17 protein-coding genes and 3 tRNA genes are annotated in these 16,023 nt (G+C 58.5%); 10 read left to right on the top strand and 10 right to left on the bottom strand.

From position 1 onward, the window contains the following. The first annotated feature begins 2 nt into the window (after positions 1-2). From pgsA to AB4N48_RS11810, 3 genes are all read left to right on the top strand, one after another. On the top strand, positions 3-563 hold the full coding sequence (pgsA, locus tag AB4N48_RS11820; protein ID WP_056785283.1) for a CDP-diacylglycerol--glycerol-3-phosphate 3-phosphatidyltransferase: 561 nt from the start codon (positions 3-5) through the stop codon (positions 561-563). A 60-nt stretch (positions 564-623) separates the two neighbouring features. Further along, positions 624-699, top strand: a tRNA-Gly gene (locus AB4N48_RS11815). Between the two features lie 46 nt (positions 700-745). After that, positions 746-819: transfer RNA gene (locus AB4N48_RS11810), tRNA-Cys, on the top strand. An 87-nt stretch (positions 820-906) separates the two neighbouring features. Here the strand turns inward: AB4N48_RS11810 and AB4N48_RS11805 are convergent. Continuing rightward, the gene (locus AB4N48_RS11805; RefSeq protein WP_164488345.1) at positions 907-1,440 is read right to left on the bottom strand and encodes a GAF domain-containing protein; all 534 of its coding nucleotides are present in this window, start codon (positions 1,438-1,440) and stop codon (positions 907-909) included. Between the two features lie 490 nt (positions 1,441-1,930). Here AB4N48_RS11805 and AB4N48_RS11800 point away from each other — a divergent pair. Then, positions 1,931-2,017 (top strand) — tRNA-Leu (locus tag AB4N48_RS11800). A gap of 144 nt (positions 2,018-2,161) precedes the next feature. Here the strand turns inward: AB4N48_RS11800 and AB4N48_RS11795 are convergent. Then, on the bottom strand, positions 2,162-3,088 hold the full coding sequence (locus AB4N48_RS11795; protein WP_460095484.1) for a universal stress protein: 927 nt from the start codon (positions 3,086-3,088) through the stop codon (positions 2,162-2,164). 255 nt (positions 3,089-3,343) lie between these two features. Between AB4N48_RS11795 and AB4N48_RS11790 the strand changes: the two genes are divergently transcribed. The 4 genes from AB4N48_RS11790 (at position 3,344) to AB4N48_RS11775 (ending at position 6,989) form a co-directional block, all read left to right on the top strand. Further along, positions 3,344-4,417: an NAD(P)-dependent alcohol dehydrogenase gene (locus AB4N48_RS11790; protein WP_252869420.1), complete on the top strand. Its 1,074-nt coding sequence runs from the start codon at positions 3,344-3,346 to the stop codon at positions 4,415-4,417. A gap of 34 nt (positions 4,418-4,451) precedes the next feature. Continuing rightward, entirely contained in the window at positions 4,452-4,676 is a 225-nt protein-coding gene (locus AB4N48_RS11785) for a hypothetical protein (RefSeq protein WP_236168978.1), read from the top strand. A gap of 47 nt (positions 4,677-4,723) precedes the next feature. Then, positions 4,724-5,965, top strand: coding sequence for an MgtC/SapB family protein (locus AB4N48_RS11780; RefSeq protein WP_460095483.1), 1,242 nt, complete (start codon positions 4,724-4,726; stop codon positions 5,963-5,965). Between the two features lie 100 nt (positions 5,966-6,065). Beyond that, positions 6,066-6,989 (top strand): universal stress protein, encoded by a 924-nt coding sequence (locus AB4N48_RS11775; protein WP_460095482.1) that lies wholly within the window; start codon positions 6,066-6,068, stop codon positions 6,987-6,989. 53 nt (positions 6,990-7,042) lie between these two features. On the opposite strand, the gene AB4N48_RS11770 is transcribed toward AB4N48_RS11775, so the two are convergent. Further along, positions 7,043-7,606: a GNAT family N-acetyltransferase gene (locus AB4N48_RS11770; protein ID WP_252883742.1), complete on the bottom strand. Its 564-nt coding sequence runs from the start codon at positions 7,604-7,606 to the stop codon at positions 7,043-7,045. Between the two features lie 223 nt (positions 7,607-7,829). Between AB4N48_RS11770 and AB4N48_RS11765 the strand changes: the two genes are divergently transcribed. Further along, positions 7,830-8,741: a universal stress protein gene (locus AB4N48_RS11765; RefSeq protein WP_460095481.1), complete on the top strand. Its 912-nt coding sequence runs from the start codon at positions 7,830-7,832 to the stop codon at positions 8,739-8,741. A gap of 41 nt (positions 8,742-8,782) precedes the next feature. Here the strand turns inward: AB4N48_RS11765 and AB4N48_RS11760 are convergent, their stop codons facing one another. The 3 genes from AB4N48_RS11760 to fnr all read right to left on the bottom strand — a co-directional run bounded on the left by AB4N48_RS11760 (position 8,783) and on the right by fnr (position 12,021). Then, positions 8,783-9,688 carry an amino acid ABC transporter substrate-binding protein gene (locus AB4N48_RS11760; RefSeq protein WP_460095480.1) on the bottom strand — a complete coding sequence of 302 codons (906 nt, stop codon included), beginning with the start codon at positions 9,686-9,688 and terminating at the stop codon, positions 8,783-8,785. Positions 9,689-9,737: 49 nt separating this feature from the next. Then, positions 9,738-11,078 (bottom strand): putrescine-ornithine antiporter, encoded by a 1,341-nt coding sequence (potE, locus tag AB4N48_RS11755; protein ID WP_460095479.1) that lies wholly within the window; start codon positions 11,076-11,078, stop codon positions 9,738-9,740. A gap of 202 nt (positions 11,079-11,280) precedes the next feature. Continuing rightward, complete coding sequence (fnr, locus tag AB4N48_RS11750) at positions 11,281-12,021, bottom strand: fumarate/nitrate reduction transcriptional regulator Fnr (protein ID WP_252869427.1); 741 nt, start codon at positions 12,019-12,021, stop codon at positions 11,281-11,283. Positions 12,022-12,254: 233 nt separating this feature from the next. Between fnr and AB4N48_RS11745 the strand changes: the two genes are divergently transcribed. Continuing rightward, complete coding sequence (locus tag AB4N48_RS11745) at positions 12,255-13,175, top strand: universal stress protein (protein ID WP_460095478.1); 921 nt, start codon at positions 12,255-12,257, stop codon at positions 13,173-13,175. Between the two features lie 44 nt (positions 13,176-13,219). On the opposite strand, the gene AB4N48_RS11740 is transcribed toward AB4N48_RS11745, so the two are convergent. The 4 genes from AB4N48_RS11740 to AB4N48_RS11725 all read right to left on the bottom strand — a co-directional run bounded on the left by AB4N48_RS11740 (position 13,220) and on the right by AB4N48_RS11725 (position 16,016). After that, complete coding sequence (locus tag AB4N48_RS11740) at positions 13,220-13,432, bottom strand: hypothetical protein (RefSeq protein WP_252869429.1); 213 nt, start codon at positions 13,430-13,432, stop codon at positions 13,220-13,222. Between the two features lie 342 nt (positions 13,433-13,774). Continuing rightward, entirely contained in the window at positions 13,775-13,978 is a 204-nt protein-coding gene (locus AB4N48_RS11735; protein WP_224787232.1) for a hypothetical protein, read from the bottom strand. A gap of 8 nt (positions 13,979-13,986) precedes the next feature. Next, complete coding sequence (locus tag AB4N48_RS11730) at positions 13,987-15,357, bottom strand: ATP-binding protein (RefSeq protein ID WP_460095477.1); 1,371 nt, start codon at positions 15,355-15,357, stop codon at positions 13,987-13,989. Further along, positions 15,354-16,016 (bottom strand): response regulator, encoded by a 663-nt coding sequence (locus AB4N48_RS11725; protein WP_016774538.1) that lies wholly within the window; start codon positions 16,014-16,016, stop codon positions 15,354-15,356. Before AB4N48_RS11725 ends, AB4N48_RS11730 begins: the two co-directional genes overlap by 4 nt. Positions 16,017-16,023: the final 7 nt, after the last annotated feature.

Below are 16,023 nucleotides of genomic sequence, written 5' to 3'. Positions count from 1 at the left end.
CGATGAATATCCCTAATCTGATTACCGTTCTACGCGTCCTGCTCATCCCGATCTTTATTTTGCTGTTCTATCTGCCCTACGAATGGAGTTACATGGCCTCCGCTTCGGTGTTCGCCTTCGCGGCCGCAACGGACTGGCTCGATGGTTATCTGGCGCGCCGACTGGAGCAAAGCACACCGTTCGGGGCCTTCCTCGATCCGGTCGCCGACAAGCTGATGGTCGCTGTTGCCCTGGTCTTGCTGGTGCAGGAGCACGGCAATCTCTGGCTTACGCTGCCCGCAGCAGTCATCATCGGTCGCGAGATCGTGATTTCGGCGCTGCGCGAATGGATGGCCGAACTCGGCGCCCGGGCACAGGTGGCCGTTTCCAATCTCGGCAAATGGAAAACAGCGGCGCAAATGCTCGCGTTGGTGATTCTGCTGGCTCATCCAAAGGCATTGAGCTTCTGGGTCGTGCTCGGTTATACGCTGCTGATCGTCTCGGCAGGGCTGACCCTGTGGTCGATGGTTCAATACCTTCGCGCCGCCTGGCCGCACCTGAAGACTGATGTAGAAAAGAAATAAAAGTTTTTTGAATCAAGGGGTTGACGGGGCTTCTTAATTCTATAGAATGCGCCACACCAAGCGGGAATAGCTCAGTTGGTAGAGCACGACCTTGCCAAGGTCGGGGTCGCGAGTTCGAGTCTCGTTTCCCGCTCCAATTTGTACAGTGTTTGTTGTTGCGCTACTGACAGCAAATACTTTGAGGCCGAGTAGCAAAATGGTTATGCAGTGGATTGCAAATCCACCTACGCCGGTTCGATTCCGACCTCGGCCTCCACTATCAAAAAACCCCGTAGATCAATGATCTACGGGGTTTTTTGTTGCTTGTGGGAAAAGTGTGGTGTTCCGCATCGTTTGAGTAGGGTCACTCAGTCAGACACGCCCCGGTCTTGATATGGCTGGCACCTTCCACCGTCAGATTCGAGAAAAAGATGCAGCCAATAAGGCGTGCGAATAACGTCAGTGTGTCCGCAAGATCCGGGTTATCAAACAGAACGGCCCTTGAATCCAAAGCACATAGGGCACCCCAGAGTCTTCCGTCCGGCAGGAAAACAGGCGCGCCTGCGTAGCTTTCAATTGAATACTGCTTCACCACAGGACGTGACGACAGTCGTCCATCCTTGCTGATTTGTGGAAGGAAGAGGGCTTGAGGATTTCGTCGAAACTCACTGCAGAGCGTAGTTTCCAGATCCAGCGTATCGCCTACGTTTATTCCCAGTTCAATCGGATCGTATGCCGAACAGACGATCCATTCCGTTTCCGTGAATTTTGCGATTCCGGCAAAGCGTGTACCGGTCAGACGGGTGACAAGCTGCAGGATATTGGTGGTCGCTTCGATCTCGGCGATCGCCGAGCGCTCCTCTTGGCTTAAAGACGCTTTTAGAACGGTGTCACTCATTTGCATGGAATCAAATCTCCTGATTGCTTGTACATCCCTGAGCTCTGCTCTGGTGACGTTCTGTGAGGCGTGATCGTGGTTGAAGGGGGGCGTGCTGATACCCTTTGATTATTGATTTCGGCGCCAACCTTTAGCGTAGACATCCCGTCCAGACTTGGGTTGCCTGCTCATAATCTCAATCGATGAAACATCTGTCACCCGTGCAGCCAAGGTGATGGTGAGCATCTGAATCTTTTGAGTTTATCGCCACAATTTCCAGTCTGGTTGCTGCGATTTGCCAGTTACCTCGGCCTCTACTTCAAGCAAACTCCGTAGCTCCCTGATTTCTGAGGCTTTTTGATTTTCTGCGGTCAGCGATATTTAGTTCTCAAATCGCGCACTCCAAACTTGCTTCACCGGGACGTGATGTATATATTCCCCGCTCGGCTTTTCAAGCGGTCATCCTGTCAGGATCCAACCGCAAGGCTGAGCAGAGCAATACCGCGCTACCGCCCGAATGGCGAAACTGGTAGACGCATGGGACTTAAAATCCCCCGCTCGTAAGGGCGTGCCGGTTCGATTCCGGCTTCGGGCACCATAAATATCAAGGGCTTGCATGACATATGTCATGCAAGCCCTTATTTTTTGTGCCGTGGAAATGTTTTCCACGCTCCTGACTGGCTATTCCGTCGCCGTCTGGTGCCTGGAGATCCACTCCTTTCTTCAGCGTCGACTGCATCCATCAGCGAGTAAGCGTTTCTGGCGCTACCACCCATACGCTACAAGGCATTTTGTACAACAGATGCTCAACCGTGCTGCCAACCAGTCTGCCTATTCCTCGATGAGTGACGCGGCCCATTACGATCACATCGATGTCGTAAGCATCGGCATAGCTGGAAAGCACCTTGGCGGGATCGCCCACAATCATGTGCTGGTTTTCTGCCGGAATGTTGTTGCGCGCAGCCAGCGCCTGGAAAGCTTCGCCTTGGGCGTCGAACAGTTTCTTGGCTGCGCTGGAAGAAAAGATCGCGGACGCGTTATTGAAGCCGAATTCGGCAGCGTTGATCGATGACAGGTCATGAGCATAAATTACGTCCAGGCTGCCATTGCAGATACCGGCCAGTCTTGCTGCTTCGCGCAGGATCCGGTCGTTGAGGCCCTGGTATTGGCCATCACGATGGAAGGGGTCGACCGCCGCGACGATTCGGCGTGGCAGTGCGTTTTGAGCGTGGCTGACAAAATGCAGCGGCACCGGGCGTTCGCGCAACAGGTGGATATCCAGCGGCGTGAACATCAGCCGCGACAGAAATGATTCGTGCTCCAGAGCCTTTACAAGGGCGGCCATCGGCTGTTCCTTCAAATGGATGAGGATTTCCTTCAAAGGATTGTCCACCCAGACGACCTCGGTGGTGACGGTCACTCCGATCTTGCGCAGCGGCCGGGCCTGGTCTTCGAGCCATTGATGATGGCGTTCGACATAGCCCAGGCGCATCTGCTCCAGGGCTTGCTCGTTGACCATTCCTGCGGTCGCCAGGCCCTCCAGATAATCAAACGCGACAATATGCAGTGCGGCATCCGACGCTTTGGCCAGTGCGGCGGCGCGGTCGAATGCGGGACTGTTTTTCATCAGCGGCGACACGACCAGCATGAAACGCGATTGCTCAGACATGACAAAACTCCCGAGGTAGTCACCCAAGCATTGCGCTGCATGCCAGGAGTGAGTAGTGGCGCATGCGCTTATCCTGGAGCGAGACAGCAGGGCGGGGTTGATATTTATCAACCAGACATCAGCGCGTGGTCGTGAGCGGATGTACGGTCGAGCAAGACTACTGATCCTCGGATAGTTGACCATTATCAACTACGACCCTGTCGCCGCGGCTCAAGCTCTGCTCTGCACTCACCTGTCGGCGGAGGGAAAGTCATCATGGCCACCATGAAAGCCGCAATATTCGTTGAAAAAAACCGCATCGTGCTTGATGACAAGCCGATTCCCGAGGTCGGGCCGCTGGATGCGTTGATCCGCGTGACCACCACAACCATTTGCGGCACCGACGTACATATCCTGCGCGGCGAATATCCAGTGGCCAAAGGGCTGACCATCGGGCACGAACCGGTCGGCATCATTGAGCGATTGGGCTCGCAAGTACGCGGTTTTATCGAAGGGCAGCGAGTGATCGCCGGTGCCATCACCCCAAGCGGGCACAGTTACGCGTGCCTGTGTGGCTGCGGCTCGCAGGACGGCCCCGACACCCGGCACGGCTTCAAGGCCATTGGCGGCTGGAAGTTTGGCAACACGATCGACGGTTGCCAGGCCGAGTACGTATTGGTGCCGGATGCACAGGCCAACCTGTGCCCGATCCCCGATGAGTTGAGCGATGAACAGGTGCTGATGTGTCCGGACATCATGTCCACCGGGTTCTCGGGGGCCGAGCGCGGCGAGATCGCCATCGGCGACGCTGTCGCAGTATTTGCATTGGGTCCCATCGGCCTCTGCGCCGTGGCCGGAGCGCGCCTGAAGGGCGCCACCACGATTATCGGTGTCGACGCGGTGCCCGAACGCATGGCAATGGCGCGCCAACTGGGCGCGACCCATACCGTCAATTTCAAGGACGGCAATGTGGTGGAGCAGATCATGGCGTTGACCGATGGCCGTGGCGTGGATGTGTCCATTGAAGCACTGGGCACCCAAGGCACATTCGAGTCGGCGTTGCGTGTGCTGCGCCCGGGTGGGCGCTTGTCCAGCCTCGGGGTGTATTCCAGCGATCTGCACATCCCGCTCGGCGCGTTTGCCGCCGGACTGGGCGATTACAGCATCGTTTCCACCCTGTGCCCCGGCGGCAAGGAGCGCATGCGGCGCCTGATGGCGGTGGTGCAGAGCGGCGCCGTCGATCTGTCACCGCTGGTGACTCACCGTTTCAAACTGGACGACATCGAGCAGGCGTATGAGTTGTTCGCTCATCAACGCGACGGGGTCATGAAAGTCGCAATCACTCCTTGAAAGCCATTGGCAGGCCGCTGAAGCGGGGGTTTCCATGAACATCAAGATCACTGAAAAACACGCTCCCCATGGCTGGGTCGTGCACATGGATGACTGGGATGTGGGCTTCAGGAGCCTTAAGGCTGCGCAGGAATTTGTCGAGGTGCTTGAGGCCCGTATCAACGCTCCTCATGAGTGGCCGAATGCGTTTGCCCAGCCGTTGCCAGCGAGGCCGGCAACGGCTCGCCGCATCAGCGCAAGTGCTGAATGCTCGCCATAAGCCAAGTGCAGAGCAGGGTGCGCAAACCCTGCGGGACGCTACCCATCATGAATGAGGTTTTTGATCTGTCCGGCGCCGCTGCGGCGCTGGGGATCGGCATGCTCATCGGTCTTGAGCGTGAACGGCACAAGGGCACCGGCGATGCGCGACACTGCGCCGGTTTGCGCACGTTCGCCATTACCGCGCTGTTGGGGTATGTCGCGCTACAGGTCGGCGGTGGCCTGCTGCTGGGGATTGTCGCCGGCTGTGTCACGTTGCTGACCAGCGTTGCGTACTGGCGTAGTCAAAGCGACGACCCTGGGCTGACCAGCGAGGTGGCGTTGATCGCGGTGCTGATCCTGGGCGCGTTGTGCGCAACCGCGCCGGCGCTGGCCATTGCCCTTGGCGTGGTGATCGCGGGTTTGTTGACTTATCGCCAGACGCTGCATCACTTTGCCAACAGCCAGTTGTCCGAAACTGAAATGCGCGATGGCCTGATCTTGCTGATCGCAGCGCTGGTAATACTGCCATTGGCACCGGACCGCTATATCGGCCCGTACGCCGCGATCAATCTGCGCACCATTTGTACCGTGACGGTGTTGCTGATGCTGGTCGGCGCGTTCGGCCACATTGCCGTGCGCGCTTTGGGCTCGCGCTATGGCTACGTCATCAGCGCGATTGCATCCGGCTTCGCCTCCAGTACCGTGACGATCGCGACCATGGGCCAACGCCTTGCCCATGAGCCGGGCAACATCCGCATCCTCAGCGCCGCTGCGATTTTCTCCAATCTGGCAACGGTGATACAGGTCGGACTGATCCTCATGATGGTTGATCCGAATCTGCTGAACAGTGTATGGACGCCACTGCTTTTCGGCTTGATCGCTACGTTGTTGTACGGCGCCTGCCTGATGTTCCCCGACCCCACGCGAGGGAGCCGCAGCAAACCGGTCGACACGGCAGGGGCGTTCAATCTGAAACTCGCGGTCATCGTGACACTGACTCTTACCGGCATCACATTCGTCTCCTCGGCCATGCTCAGCCACTTTGGTCAGGCGGGTCTGTGGCTTACCGCAATGCTTTCGGGCTTTGCCGATGCGCACTCTGCCACAGCGTCCATCGCCAGCCTGGCCAAGGCGGGCCAGGTGCCTTATGACTCGATAGTCGTGCCAGCGCTGATTGCCGTCAGCAGTAACTCGGTGAGCAAATGCGTGGTGGCGTGGGTCAGCGGCGGCAGGCGTTTCGCTGCCTGCGTGATCCCGGGGCAGTTGTTGCTGACCTTGGCCATGTGGGCGGGCACTGTGCTGTTTTGAGCGCAATCGGTGCTCTTGCTGATAAAGATCAAGCTGCCAATGGCCACAGCATTCACCCTGAAGACTGTTTGTTCTGGCTGGCCGCATGCCGAGGTATCCCATGTCACAGATTCCGCGTTTACTGTTGATCGCTCCTTCAGCCATGGAGCGCACGCCGGCGTTCGAGCGCGCGGCTGCACTGGCCCAGGCCATGCAGTTGCCGTTGCACATCGTGGCCTTCGATTACTTGCAGGCGCTGGCCGTGGCAGGGCTGTTTGCCCCCGAGCAGATTCGCCTCGCCCGCGATGGTTATCTGCGCACTCACCGGCAGTGGCTCGCAGAGCAGGCTTCATTGCTGGCAAGGCATCAGATCATGGTCACCAGCGAGGTGGTGTGGGTTCAGGATCCCTTCGCCGAGATCCTGCAGTTCATCAACGAGATGCCGTTGCTATTGATCATCAAGGATGTGCAGCACGAATCCGTGCTGGAGCGTATTTTCTACACCCCGCTGGACTGGCAACTGTTACGCGATTGCCCGGTGCCGGTGCATTTGGTGACCGACGACACTCATCCGCGCCCACGCCGTGTGCTGGCCATCGTCGATGTCTTGCGCAGCGAAGAGCAGGACTGCCTGTTCAACGATCAAATCATCGATGCCTCCACCCAACTGGCCGCGCAGTGCGATGCCAGTCTTGATGTGGTGCATGTTTACGACTGGACGGCGGTTTACGCCACGGACATGGGGTTCGGCGCATTGCCGTTGGCCACCGGGATTCATGAAGCGCTGGGCACTGCGCAGCATGAGGCATTTACGGCCCTGGCCGAGCGCCACGGCGTGCCGGTCTCACGCCGGCACTTCATCGAGGGCGCACCGGTGCGCAGTATCTGCGAGTTCGCCATCAACAAGCAGATCGACGTCATTGTCATGGGCACAGTGCAGCACCACGGCTTGAGCAAGTTGTTAGGCACCACCGCCGAACAGCTGCTGCATCGGGCACCTTGCAGTGTGCTGGCGATCAAGCCGCAACCCACACTGCAATCCTGAAACACGAACGCCCCGAGGTGAATCGTTGGCCGACTCACCTCGGGGCGATTCATTTACAGGTCAAGACGATGAATGACCTGGCGTGCGTCGTCCGGATCATTGTGGGTTTCGAAGCCCAGGCTTTTGGCCAGATCGCGCATCGCCGCGTTACTGGCGGCATCGACCGAGTACATCTGGCGAAATCCGTTGTGGCGGGCTGCCTTGATCAAGTGTTCCATCAGCAACGTGCCCAAGCCCAAGTGCTGCCATTCATCGGCGACCGTCACCGCGCACTCGCATTGATGTCTGCCTGTGCCGGCATAGCGGCTGATGCCGATTTCGATCAACTTGCCGTTCTCGTGAACCAGTGCAATGAAGGCGGTGCGCTGTTTGTTATCGGTGTCCATCAACTGGTCGAGCAGAGCAGTGCCGGGTTCGCCGATCTGGGCGAGAAAACGCATGTGCCTGGATTCGGGGGACAGGCGCTTGATGAAGTCGTATTCGCGCAAGCGATCCTTCTCCGTGAGCGGCCGGATCAATACATGGCGACCGTCCTTGAGCGCCTCAATCCAGTATTGACCGGAAACCGCCGCGTAAGCGGCCACGGCCTGATCGTTGTGGTCTTTGACGGTGAGCATGGTCATTCTCCATCCGGTTCAAAAGGCTGGCGGGCGTTGAAAAAGCGTCCGCTTGCCTCCCTTCTACGCGGTTGCCCATGGCGACATCTGATCTACATCAGACAGCTGCCATGCGCCTCGTTGATTGACCCGGGTTTGATGTAAATCAACGCCCGGCCAGGGCGAGCGGGCGCAGTCTTGAAGCCTGCCGGCCCACCGCGCCGGTGCCGAGCGGAGGTGTGTGATGGGCCAATATGAACGTCTGTTGCTGGTCGCCGACCAGACGCTGCATCAATCGGCGGCGATGCTGCGTGCCATCGCGCTGGCCAAGGCGAGCGGGGCGGCACTGGATGTGCGGGCCTTCGTCGAGCCGGTGCCGATCGCCCATCTGTGGGAGGAAAAAATCGATGACGTGGATGCTCAGCGCTATCAGCGGCGCTACCGTCGCTGGGTGGCCGATGAGCTCGAGCAGCTCAGCAACCATGGGCTGGACGGCACCGTTGATGTGGTCTTCTCCAGCCATCCGCTGCTGGACATCCTCAAGACCGTCCATGTGCTCAAGCCCGACCTGTTGATCAAGGATGTGCGACTGGAACCGGCGCTCAAGCGCGTGTTCATCACGCCGCTCGATTGTCACCTGCTGCGTGAGTGTCCGATCCCCGTGCATCTGGTCAATCAGATTCGCTATGCGTTGCCGCATCGTGTCGTCGCGGCCGTTGACCCGTTTGATCCAGATACCCAAATCAATGGCTTGAACGACGTCATCATACGATCGGCGAACGCTTTGGCGTTGCACTGCGACGTGCCGTTGCACCTGCTATGCGCCTACGATTTGTCCGCCGCTTTCAACGGCGATGCACCAATGATCAACGGTGGCTGGAACGAAGATCTGGCGAACGAGCTGCGTCAGACACTGCATCAGGCTTTTGTCGCGCTAGCCGATCGTCACGGTGTGCCACCTGAGCGTCGACACTTCGTCATGGGCCATCCAGTGCAGGTCATCAATGAGTTCGTCGAGCAGTACCTGGCCGACGTGGTGGTGATGGGCACGGTTCATCGCGTGGGCATCGAACGCGTGATCGGCAGCACCACCGAGCGCGCATTGTATTCGCTGCCAGGGAGCATTCTGGCGGTGAGGAAAGAGCCTGTGCGGTGAGCATGATCGCAGCGTAGCGAGCCGGCCTGTTCGCTGGCTCGCTAGGGTATTGCATAGATCCTGAAGAGCTTTTTGGCGGCACTGTTGGCGCCGCCCAGATGTTTGTCGAATGCCTGTTCAATTTCGCCGGATCGGTACATTTCACTCAGCGCCGTGTCGACCAGCAGACGAAAGTCCTCATCCTCTCGATCCACTGCCATCGCCGTCGGTGCGTACTCGAAAATCCGCTCCAATAGCACCAGGTTGCCCGATGGATAATTTCTGGTCAGCAGATGTTTGAGCATCATGCGTTCAGCGAAGAAGGCATCGGCTTTGCCATTGGCAACCAGCTTCAGACCGGCTTCTGCGTTTTCTACGGTGACCAGCGTGGCTACCACACCCAGCAATCGCATCTGCTGTTGTATCCACGTTTCGGTGACCCCGCCGGCGATGGCGGCATACGTCTGGTTGGCCAGACCACGGTTCACCGTGGCTCGCCACGTTGGTCCGGTATGGGCCACTTTGCCATTCAGCACATTGAGCAAGGTTTCGGACGCATCCTGGCGCACCACAGCCGAGAGGCCAGCGGTGTAAATCGGCACCGAGTAACTGACGATCCTGCGCCGCGCCAGCGTGGGTGGGGTCGGAGTACAAAGAATGTCGATCCTGCCGGAACTGAAGGCGCTCATCTCGTCGTTGAGCGAGACCGGTTGGTACTGGATTTTCAACGTCGGCAGATTCAGATCGATCCTGACCTTCTCGGCTATTTTCAGACAGAGATCGATGGCATAACCGCTGGCTTTATCGGCGGTCTGATCACTGAAAGGCATGAAGTCAGGCACGTAGCCAAGGGTGATCGCTTGACTGGCACGGATGCGCTCCAGCGTATTGCCATGGGTCACTACCGGTAGCAGCGCAAGGACGCAGACGAGCAGCAGGTGGTGGGCTCTGATCAGTTTCACGTTCATGCGCGCGGTTCCTCGAATTCAGATATCTGTGCTGTACCGAAGACTTCGATCAAGGGTTATCAGGCCGGGGGCCGACAGGCGCAGGGGCAGCGACAAAACGTTTGGCGAGGAAACCGTAAAGCAGGTAGCCGAACACCAGGACCAGGATGCCGCCGAACACCGCGTCCTTGCCGCAGGCATACAGCGCATACAACGAATAGGCCACGGCAACCACTAACAGCAGGGTATTGCGCGTGTATACGGCGGCGCTGACTCTGGCTTTGTACATCATGACCAGCAGCCCGGTGGCCGCCGTCACGTAGGGAATCAGGTTGGTCACCGCGGCGAGGCTGACGAGTTTTCCAAACTGCGCGCTCGCGTTCGGCGAAATGGTCGACAGCGCCATCAAGGTCTGCAGTACGCCGCAGACCAGCATCCCGACGATGGGGGCGTTGCGTGCGCTGACCTTGCTGAACAGTTTCGGGAACATGCCCTGATCAGCGGTCACCTTGGCCGTTTGCGCCAACGTGAACTGCCAGCCCAGCAGCGAGCCGACACAGGCCATTACCGCGAGCGCCATGATGATGTTGCCGACCAGGGGATTGAACATGTGCGCATAAACGAGCGCGAAAGGAGCAGATGAGTTGGCCAGTTCGGCGTTGGGAATAATGCCCTGAATGACCGTCGTCGATAGCACATAGACCACCGCTGCGCCCAATGTCCCGAACAGACAGGCCAGCGGTACGGTGCGCTTGGGGTTTTCCACCGCATCTGAGGCCTGGGCTGCCGACTCCATGCCGAGAAACGCCCAGAGTGTCAGGGGAATCGCTTTGCTGATGGCCTCGGATATCGGCAGTTGATTCGGGTTCCAGGCGGCGATGATCAGATCGGGTTTGAACCAGAACCAACCGATGATGCTCAAGCCCGCTACAGGAATGATCACCCCCCACACCGTAACCGCACCAATCCTGCCGGTGATGCCTGGGCCGCCGAAATTCGCCACGGTGGTCAGCCAGAGCAGACCGACTGTCCCAACGAATAAGGGAATGGCGCCGCTTCCCAGCCAGGGCATGAACGATGTCATGTATCCCACTGCCGAAATGGCCACCGCCACGTTGGCGATGGCCAGCGACAGGAAGTACAGGTAAGAGCACAGAAAAAATCCTGACTTTGCATGCGCCTCTTCGGTGTAGGCAGATAACCCGCCAGAGCGCAGGCAGAAGATGCCGCACTGGGAAAAACAATACGCGATGGCCACGGAGCCGACAGCGGTGACGATCCATGACAACAATGAAACAGCCCCGAGTTGGGCCATGCTCGTCGGCAACATGATGATGCCTGAGCCCATCATGTTCACCGTCACCAGTGTGGTGAGCCCCATGAGGCTCATTTTCTTGCTTGAGTCGGCCATCGGAGTTCCCTCGATTTGCGCAACGCATCACCGCTCAGCCAACGCACAAGGTTTTGCCGGCATCGGCAGTACGCAGCTTTTCAAGCGACGTTCAACGGTTAGAAAGACAGGTGATTTCAAGTGCATCGAAACAGCGCGCCCATCGCTTCGATATGGCTTGCCCGAGGGATGGCGAAGGCATGGCAGGAACTCATGGACGGGCTCAATGCTGCTGGCGGTTGCAGCCCGACACCATCTGCTTGAGGCCGTCCATGTTGCGGATTTTTACGTCGCGTGCGGTGATTTCCACCAAACCCTGATCGCGCAAGTGGGCAATGCCGCGGCAAATGGTTTCGAGACGCAGCCCAAGGTAGGAGCCGATTTCTTCACGGCGCATTTTCAGCACGAACTCTTTCGAGGAATAGCCACGGGAGCTGAGGCGTTGTGAGAGGTTGAGCAGGAAAGCCGCGAGGCGCTCATCTGAGTTCATGTTGCCCATGAGCATCAACATGCTGTGATCGCGCACAATTTCCCGGCTCAGCAGTTTATTCAGATTGTGCTGCAGGGATGGCAGGCTTTGCGCGAGTTTTTCCAGCTGTGCGAAGTGAATCGGACAGACCTCGCTGTCCTCCAGCGCATACGCAGTACACGCGTGTTGATCGATACTGATGGCGTCGAGCCCGAGCATTTCGCCGGGAATATGAAAACCGGTCACTTGCTCGCGGCCGTCGACGGAGACCACGCTGGTCTTGAACGAGCCTATTCGCACGGCGTACAGCGAGCGTAGCGGGTCCCCCGTCCGGTAGAGAGCAGCGCCTTTCTTCACCTTGTATCGCTGCACGATCAGTGTGTCGAGTCGATCAACCTCCGGGCCAGTCAGACCGAGCGGCAGGCACAACTCAATCACGCTGCAGTTGGAACAGGCAGTTTTGAGAATCGGCGGGGGCGAGTGGGCTTCAAGCATGGATAAGCAGCCTCCAATGAGTGTGATAAGCATAGAAGTCTTCGCAGCGCACGTACTTTTCGTTTGGCGTGCCAGCGTGATTACGGACGAACGGCGGGGAGGGAACTCACAGAGGCGTCGGGCTCTTCGCCGCTCTTGTATTGCAGGGTTAATGGGGAAACTTGATGCATATCAAGCGTGGCGGTTGGCAGAGTTGCAGAATCGTCCGATGGCGCTGACTGGAAACACTCGTGATGTTCAGGCTCAAACGAATTCTGTTGATCGCACCTGCCGAAATGACCCGCACCCCGGCGTTTGATCGCGCCCAGGCGCTGGCTCGGGCCACTGGCGCGTTGCTGCACATCGTGGCGTTCGATCATGTCCAGTCCCTGGCGTTGGCCGGTCTGTTCGACCACGACGCCATGGCGCAAGCGCGTGAAGGCTATTTGCAGATGCATCGCCAGTGGCTGGAGCAGCAGGCCCGGTTTCAACGTGGCGCTGGCGTGCAAATCAGCACCGAAGTGGTCTGGGCCAGGGCCACGCCGGCGCATGTACTTGAGTACATCAACGACTTTCATGTTGATCTGGTGATCAAGGATGCTCACCATGTTTCGGCGCTCAATCAAACGTTTCACCAGCCGTTGGACTGGCTATTAATACGAGATTGTCCCGCCTGCGTGCATCTGGTCACCGAGGCCGCACATCCGAAACCCTTGAAGATACTGGCGGCCATTGACCTGTCGCATCTCGAGGATCTGACCCAAGGGCTCAACGACCGGATACTCGGCGTTGCATCGACATTGGCAGCGAAATGCGATGCGTCGCTGCACTTGTTGAATGTGAGCAACTGGTCGGTGGTGGGTGATGCGGCGATGAGTGTGCCGAACTTGAGTCTGGATCACAGTTTGCGCGATGCGATCAACGACACTCAGCAGGAAGCCTTCGATACGCTGGCCGAGCGCTATGGTCTCGATGAACAGCACAGCCACATGTTTGCAGGTGTCCCGTACCGGGTGATCGAAGACTTCGCCCGGCAGAACGCGTTCGACCTGCTGGTGCTCGGTATCTGTCACCATCAAGCGCTGGACGGCTTCATCGGCGGCACGGCCGAATGCCTGGAGAACCGGGCTCCTTGCAGCTTGTTGATGGTCAAGGCAATCCCTGCCACAGCCTGACCGGTCATCGCAGCAGTTGATGGTAATCGGTTGAGGGTAATCAATCAGTGACTGCGCCCGCCATGTGCGTATTGCCATTGTTGCCAGGCGTGCCGATATTTCTCATCGGCGCGTTTCCTCGCTTCGCTGAACTTGTGCATGGTGTCTGGAGAAAACGGCTCTTCAAGGACGGCATAGGCCTGTTCGCTGAGCCGATCGGCTTCGTGAAACAGTGCGCCACTGTCATCGATTGCGTCGCGGACATTGGCGGTTGTCATGGCTGGATCATTGATGACCATATCGTGAACCTCGCAAAGCAAGAATGAGGGTGGGTTGCGGACCTGTCACCCTGTGGCCGCATCTGTAACTTTCACGTGTTCGAGCAGCTTGTGACTGTCCCTGATCCGAAACGCGGGCGCCGCCGAATCATGACCCTATTTCGATCCAGTTTGTCGTCGCAGCGATTGATCCAGATCAATGCCGCTCGCCAGTTTCATCGCCGCTTTGTCGGTTTTCCAGGCGCTTTCGCAAGGGTGGTGGACAAGCCTCGATATTCAGGTTTTTCACTGTACCAGGACCCCTGCAGCGTACTGGCGGTCTAGCGCAAACGCTGGTGCACCTTACAAAGTCAGCGTTCCGGCCCACAACATCCGGCCAGCGTAAATCGCGGCGGCCCAGATGATGATCAACACACCCGTTTCCGGACCGCTGAGCGGCTGACCCTGACGTGTTTTCAGCGTGCCCAGGTAAATCAACGAGCCAGGCGCGTAGAGCAGAGCGCTGAGCAGCAGGTATTTGGGGCCGGCGGCATACAGCTGAATCAATCGGATGATTATTCCCCTGCCGGAATCGATAACGTCGCCCTCAAACCTCCCTCTGCGCGGTTTGTCAGTTCAATCCGTCCGTTCAGTCGCATCGCGATGGTGTTGACAATGGTCAACCCCAACCCGGCTCCATGCGCCGTGCCACGGCTGTAGAAACGCTCGAACAATCGCTCTCTGTCCGATTCATCGATTCCCGGCCCTTGATCGTCGACCGTCAAATGACAGAAGCCATCGGACTCGCTCAGGTGCACGGTGATCGCACCGTGTTCGGGGGAGAAATTCGCCGCGTTGGTGATCAGGTTATTCAGCGCAATGTCGATGGCGGCGGGGTCGGCGAGGACATGAAACGGTTGGTCGCTGACCTCGAAGATCAATTCAAGGTGTTTGCTCAGCAACCATGGTGTCAATTGCACCAGGCTGTTGCGTACGGTTTCGCTGAGATCAATGCGTTGCAGTGGCGGCGGGTTGGGTTTGGGTTCAAGACGCGCCATGGTCAGCAGCTGATTGACCAGTCGGCTCGTGCGGTCGACTCCGGAGATCAGAAACTCAAGTGACTCACGACGCTCCTCTTCGGTACCGGCCTCCTGCAGATTTTGTGCATGCACCCGCAGCACCGCCAGCGGCGTGCGCATTTCGTGCGCGGCATCGGCGATAAAGCGACGTTCCCGGCCGAGCACTTCCTGAATCTGCGCGAGCATGCGATTTAGCGCTGCCTGCATTGGCTCCAGCTCACTGGGCAGGGGCGTCAGTTGCAGCGGCTCAAGTGAACCACTGTGACGGGCGCGCAGAGTCGCCGCCATGTCTGCCAGGGGCTTGAGTCCCCAGCCTATGGCCAGCCAGATCATCGCGGCGAGGATCAGGCTGCCAAGCATGTTCGGCCACAGCGTGTGGCGTACGATGCGGTCGACCAGGTCGGTGCGCACATCGTCGCGCTCGCCGACCCAGATGCGCAGGCCGTTCTGCTTGTCTTCCAGCATGAACGCTCGCCATTGCCGACCTTTCAGATCGACAACGTCGCTGAAGCCCGTTCTCGTCGGCGGCGCAGTGAAGGAGGGCGCACTGGCGGTGTGTACCAGCACCTCGCCTTGCGGGTTCCACACCTGGAAGGCGATTTTGCTTTCGTAAGGATGTCCGTCAACCCGTGGCTTGGCTTCCCCGAGAGCCTGATTGAACGCCTGATACAACTGCGCGTGCTCGGTACTCGCCATCGGCATACGCATCACGCCCTGCAGCAGGCGTGCGTTCTGCGCCAATTGCGCGTCGTAGACCTCGGCGATTTCGTGGTTGCTGTCATGCACGTTGAAGAGGCTGAGTACCGCCAGACCGGCCAGTAACAGGCCGATGATCAGGGTCAGCGTGCGCCGGCGGATCGAGGTCATCGACGCTCCTCCACCAGATAACCCACGCCGCGGATGGTGCGGATCAGGTCGGTGGAGAACTTCTTGCGCAGGTGATGAATGTGCACTTCCAGGGTGTTGCTTTCCGCTTCTTCATTCCAGCCGTAGAGCAACTGGATCAATTGATCGCGAGTCATCACCCGCCCCGGCGGCGACAGCAGTTCGTGCAGCAACTGATATTCCTTGGGGGTGAGCGCGACCGGCTGGCCTTGATAACTGACCTGCTGGGTGCCGGGGTTGAGGCTGATGCCGGCGTGTTCGATCAGCGCCTGGGCGCGCCCGGCACTGCGGCGCAACAAGGCGCGCAGACGGGCTTTGAGTTCGGCGAGGTCGAACGGCTTGACCAGGTAATCGTCAGCACCGGCGTCGAGTCCGGCAATGCGGTCCTCGGTGGCATCGCGCGCGGTGAGAATCAATACCGGCAGGTTCGAACCGCTGTCACGCAGACGACGCAACACTTCAAGGCCATCCATGCGCGGCAGACCGAGGTCCAGCACGGCGACATCAAACGTTTCGCTGAGCAGTGCATGCAAGGCGCTGCTGCCGTCCTTGAGCCAGTCGACGGTGTATCCCTCGCGGCCCAGCGCCTGATAGATGCCTTCACCCAGCGCTACGTCATCCTCGATCAGTAATAAACGCACGCGCACT

Source organism: Pseudomonas sp. S2_C11 (assembly GCF_054668395.1).
Note: the sequence above shows the minus strand (reverse complement) of the source record. Positions and strands in the feature narration are given on the sequence as shown.

What these genes read in the sequence shown, in the direction of transcription:
- AB4N48_RS11785 (WP_236168978.1), top strand. Translation starts at nt 4,452, where the DNA reads ATGAACATCAAGATCACTGAAAAACACGCTCCCCATGGCTGGGTCGTG.
- AB4N48_RS11765 (WP_460095481.1), top strand. Translation starts at nt 7,830, where the DNA reads ATGGGCCAATATGAACGTCTGTTGCTGGTCGCCGACCAGACGCTGCAT.
- AB4N48_RS11780 (WP_460095483.1), top strand. Translation starts at nt 4,724, where the DNA reads ATGAATGAGGTTTTTGATCTGTCCGGCGCCGCTGCGGCGCTGGGGATC.
- AB4N48_RS11730 (WP_460095477.1), bottom strand. Translation starts at nt 15,357, where the DNA reads ATGACCTCGATCCGCCGGCGCACGCTGACCCTGATCATCGGCCTGTTA.
- AB4N48_RS11775 (WP_460095482.1), top strand. Translation starts at nt 6,066, where the DNA reads ATGTCACAGATTCCGCGTTTACTGTTGATCGCTCCTTCAGCCATGGAG.
- AB4N48_RS11770 (WP_252883742.1), bottom strand. Translation starts at nt 7,606, where the DNA reads ATGCTCACCGTCAAAGACCACAACGATCAGGCCGTGGCCGCTTACGCG.
- AB4N48_RS11760 (WP_460095480.1), bottom strand. Translation starts at nt 9,688, where the DNA reads ATGAACGTGAAACTGATCAGAGCCCACCACCTGCTGCTCGTCTGCGTC.
- AB4N48_RS11795 (WP_460095484.1), bottom strand. Translation starts at nt 3,088, where the DNA reads ATGTCTGAGCAATCGCGTTTCATGCTGGTCGTGTCGCCGCTGATGAAA.
- potE (WP_460095479.1), bottom strand. Translation starts at nt 11,078, where the DNA reads ATGGCCGACTCAAGCAAGAAAATGAGCCTCATGGGGCTCACCACACTG.
- AB4N48_RS11805 (WP_164488345.1), bottom strand. Translation starts at nt 1,440, where the DNA reads ATGAGTGACACCGTTCTAAAAGCGTCTTTAAGCCAAGAGGAGCGCTCG.
- AB4N48_RS11790 (WP_252869420.1), top strand. Translation starts at nt 3,344, where the DNA reads ATGGCCACCATGAAAGCCGCAATATTCGTTGAAAAAAACCGCATCGTG.
- fnr (WP_252869427.1), bottom strand. Translation starts at nt 12,021, where the DNA reads ATGCTTGAAGCCCACTCGCCCCCGCCGATTCTCAAAACTGCCTGTTCC.
- AB4N48_RS11740 (WP_252869429.1), bottom strand. Translation starts at nt 13,432, where the DNA reads ATGACAACCGCCAATGTCCGCGACGCAATCGATGACAGTGGCGCACTG.
- AB4N48_RS11745 (WP_460095478.1), top strand. Translation starts at nt 12,255, where the DNA reads ATGTTCAGGCTCAAACGAATTCTGTTGATCGCACCTGCCGAAATGACC.
- pgsA (WP_056785283.1), top strand. Translation starts at nt 3, where the DNA reads ATGAATATCCCTAATCTGATTACCGTTCTACGCGTCCTGCTCATCCCG.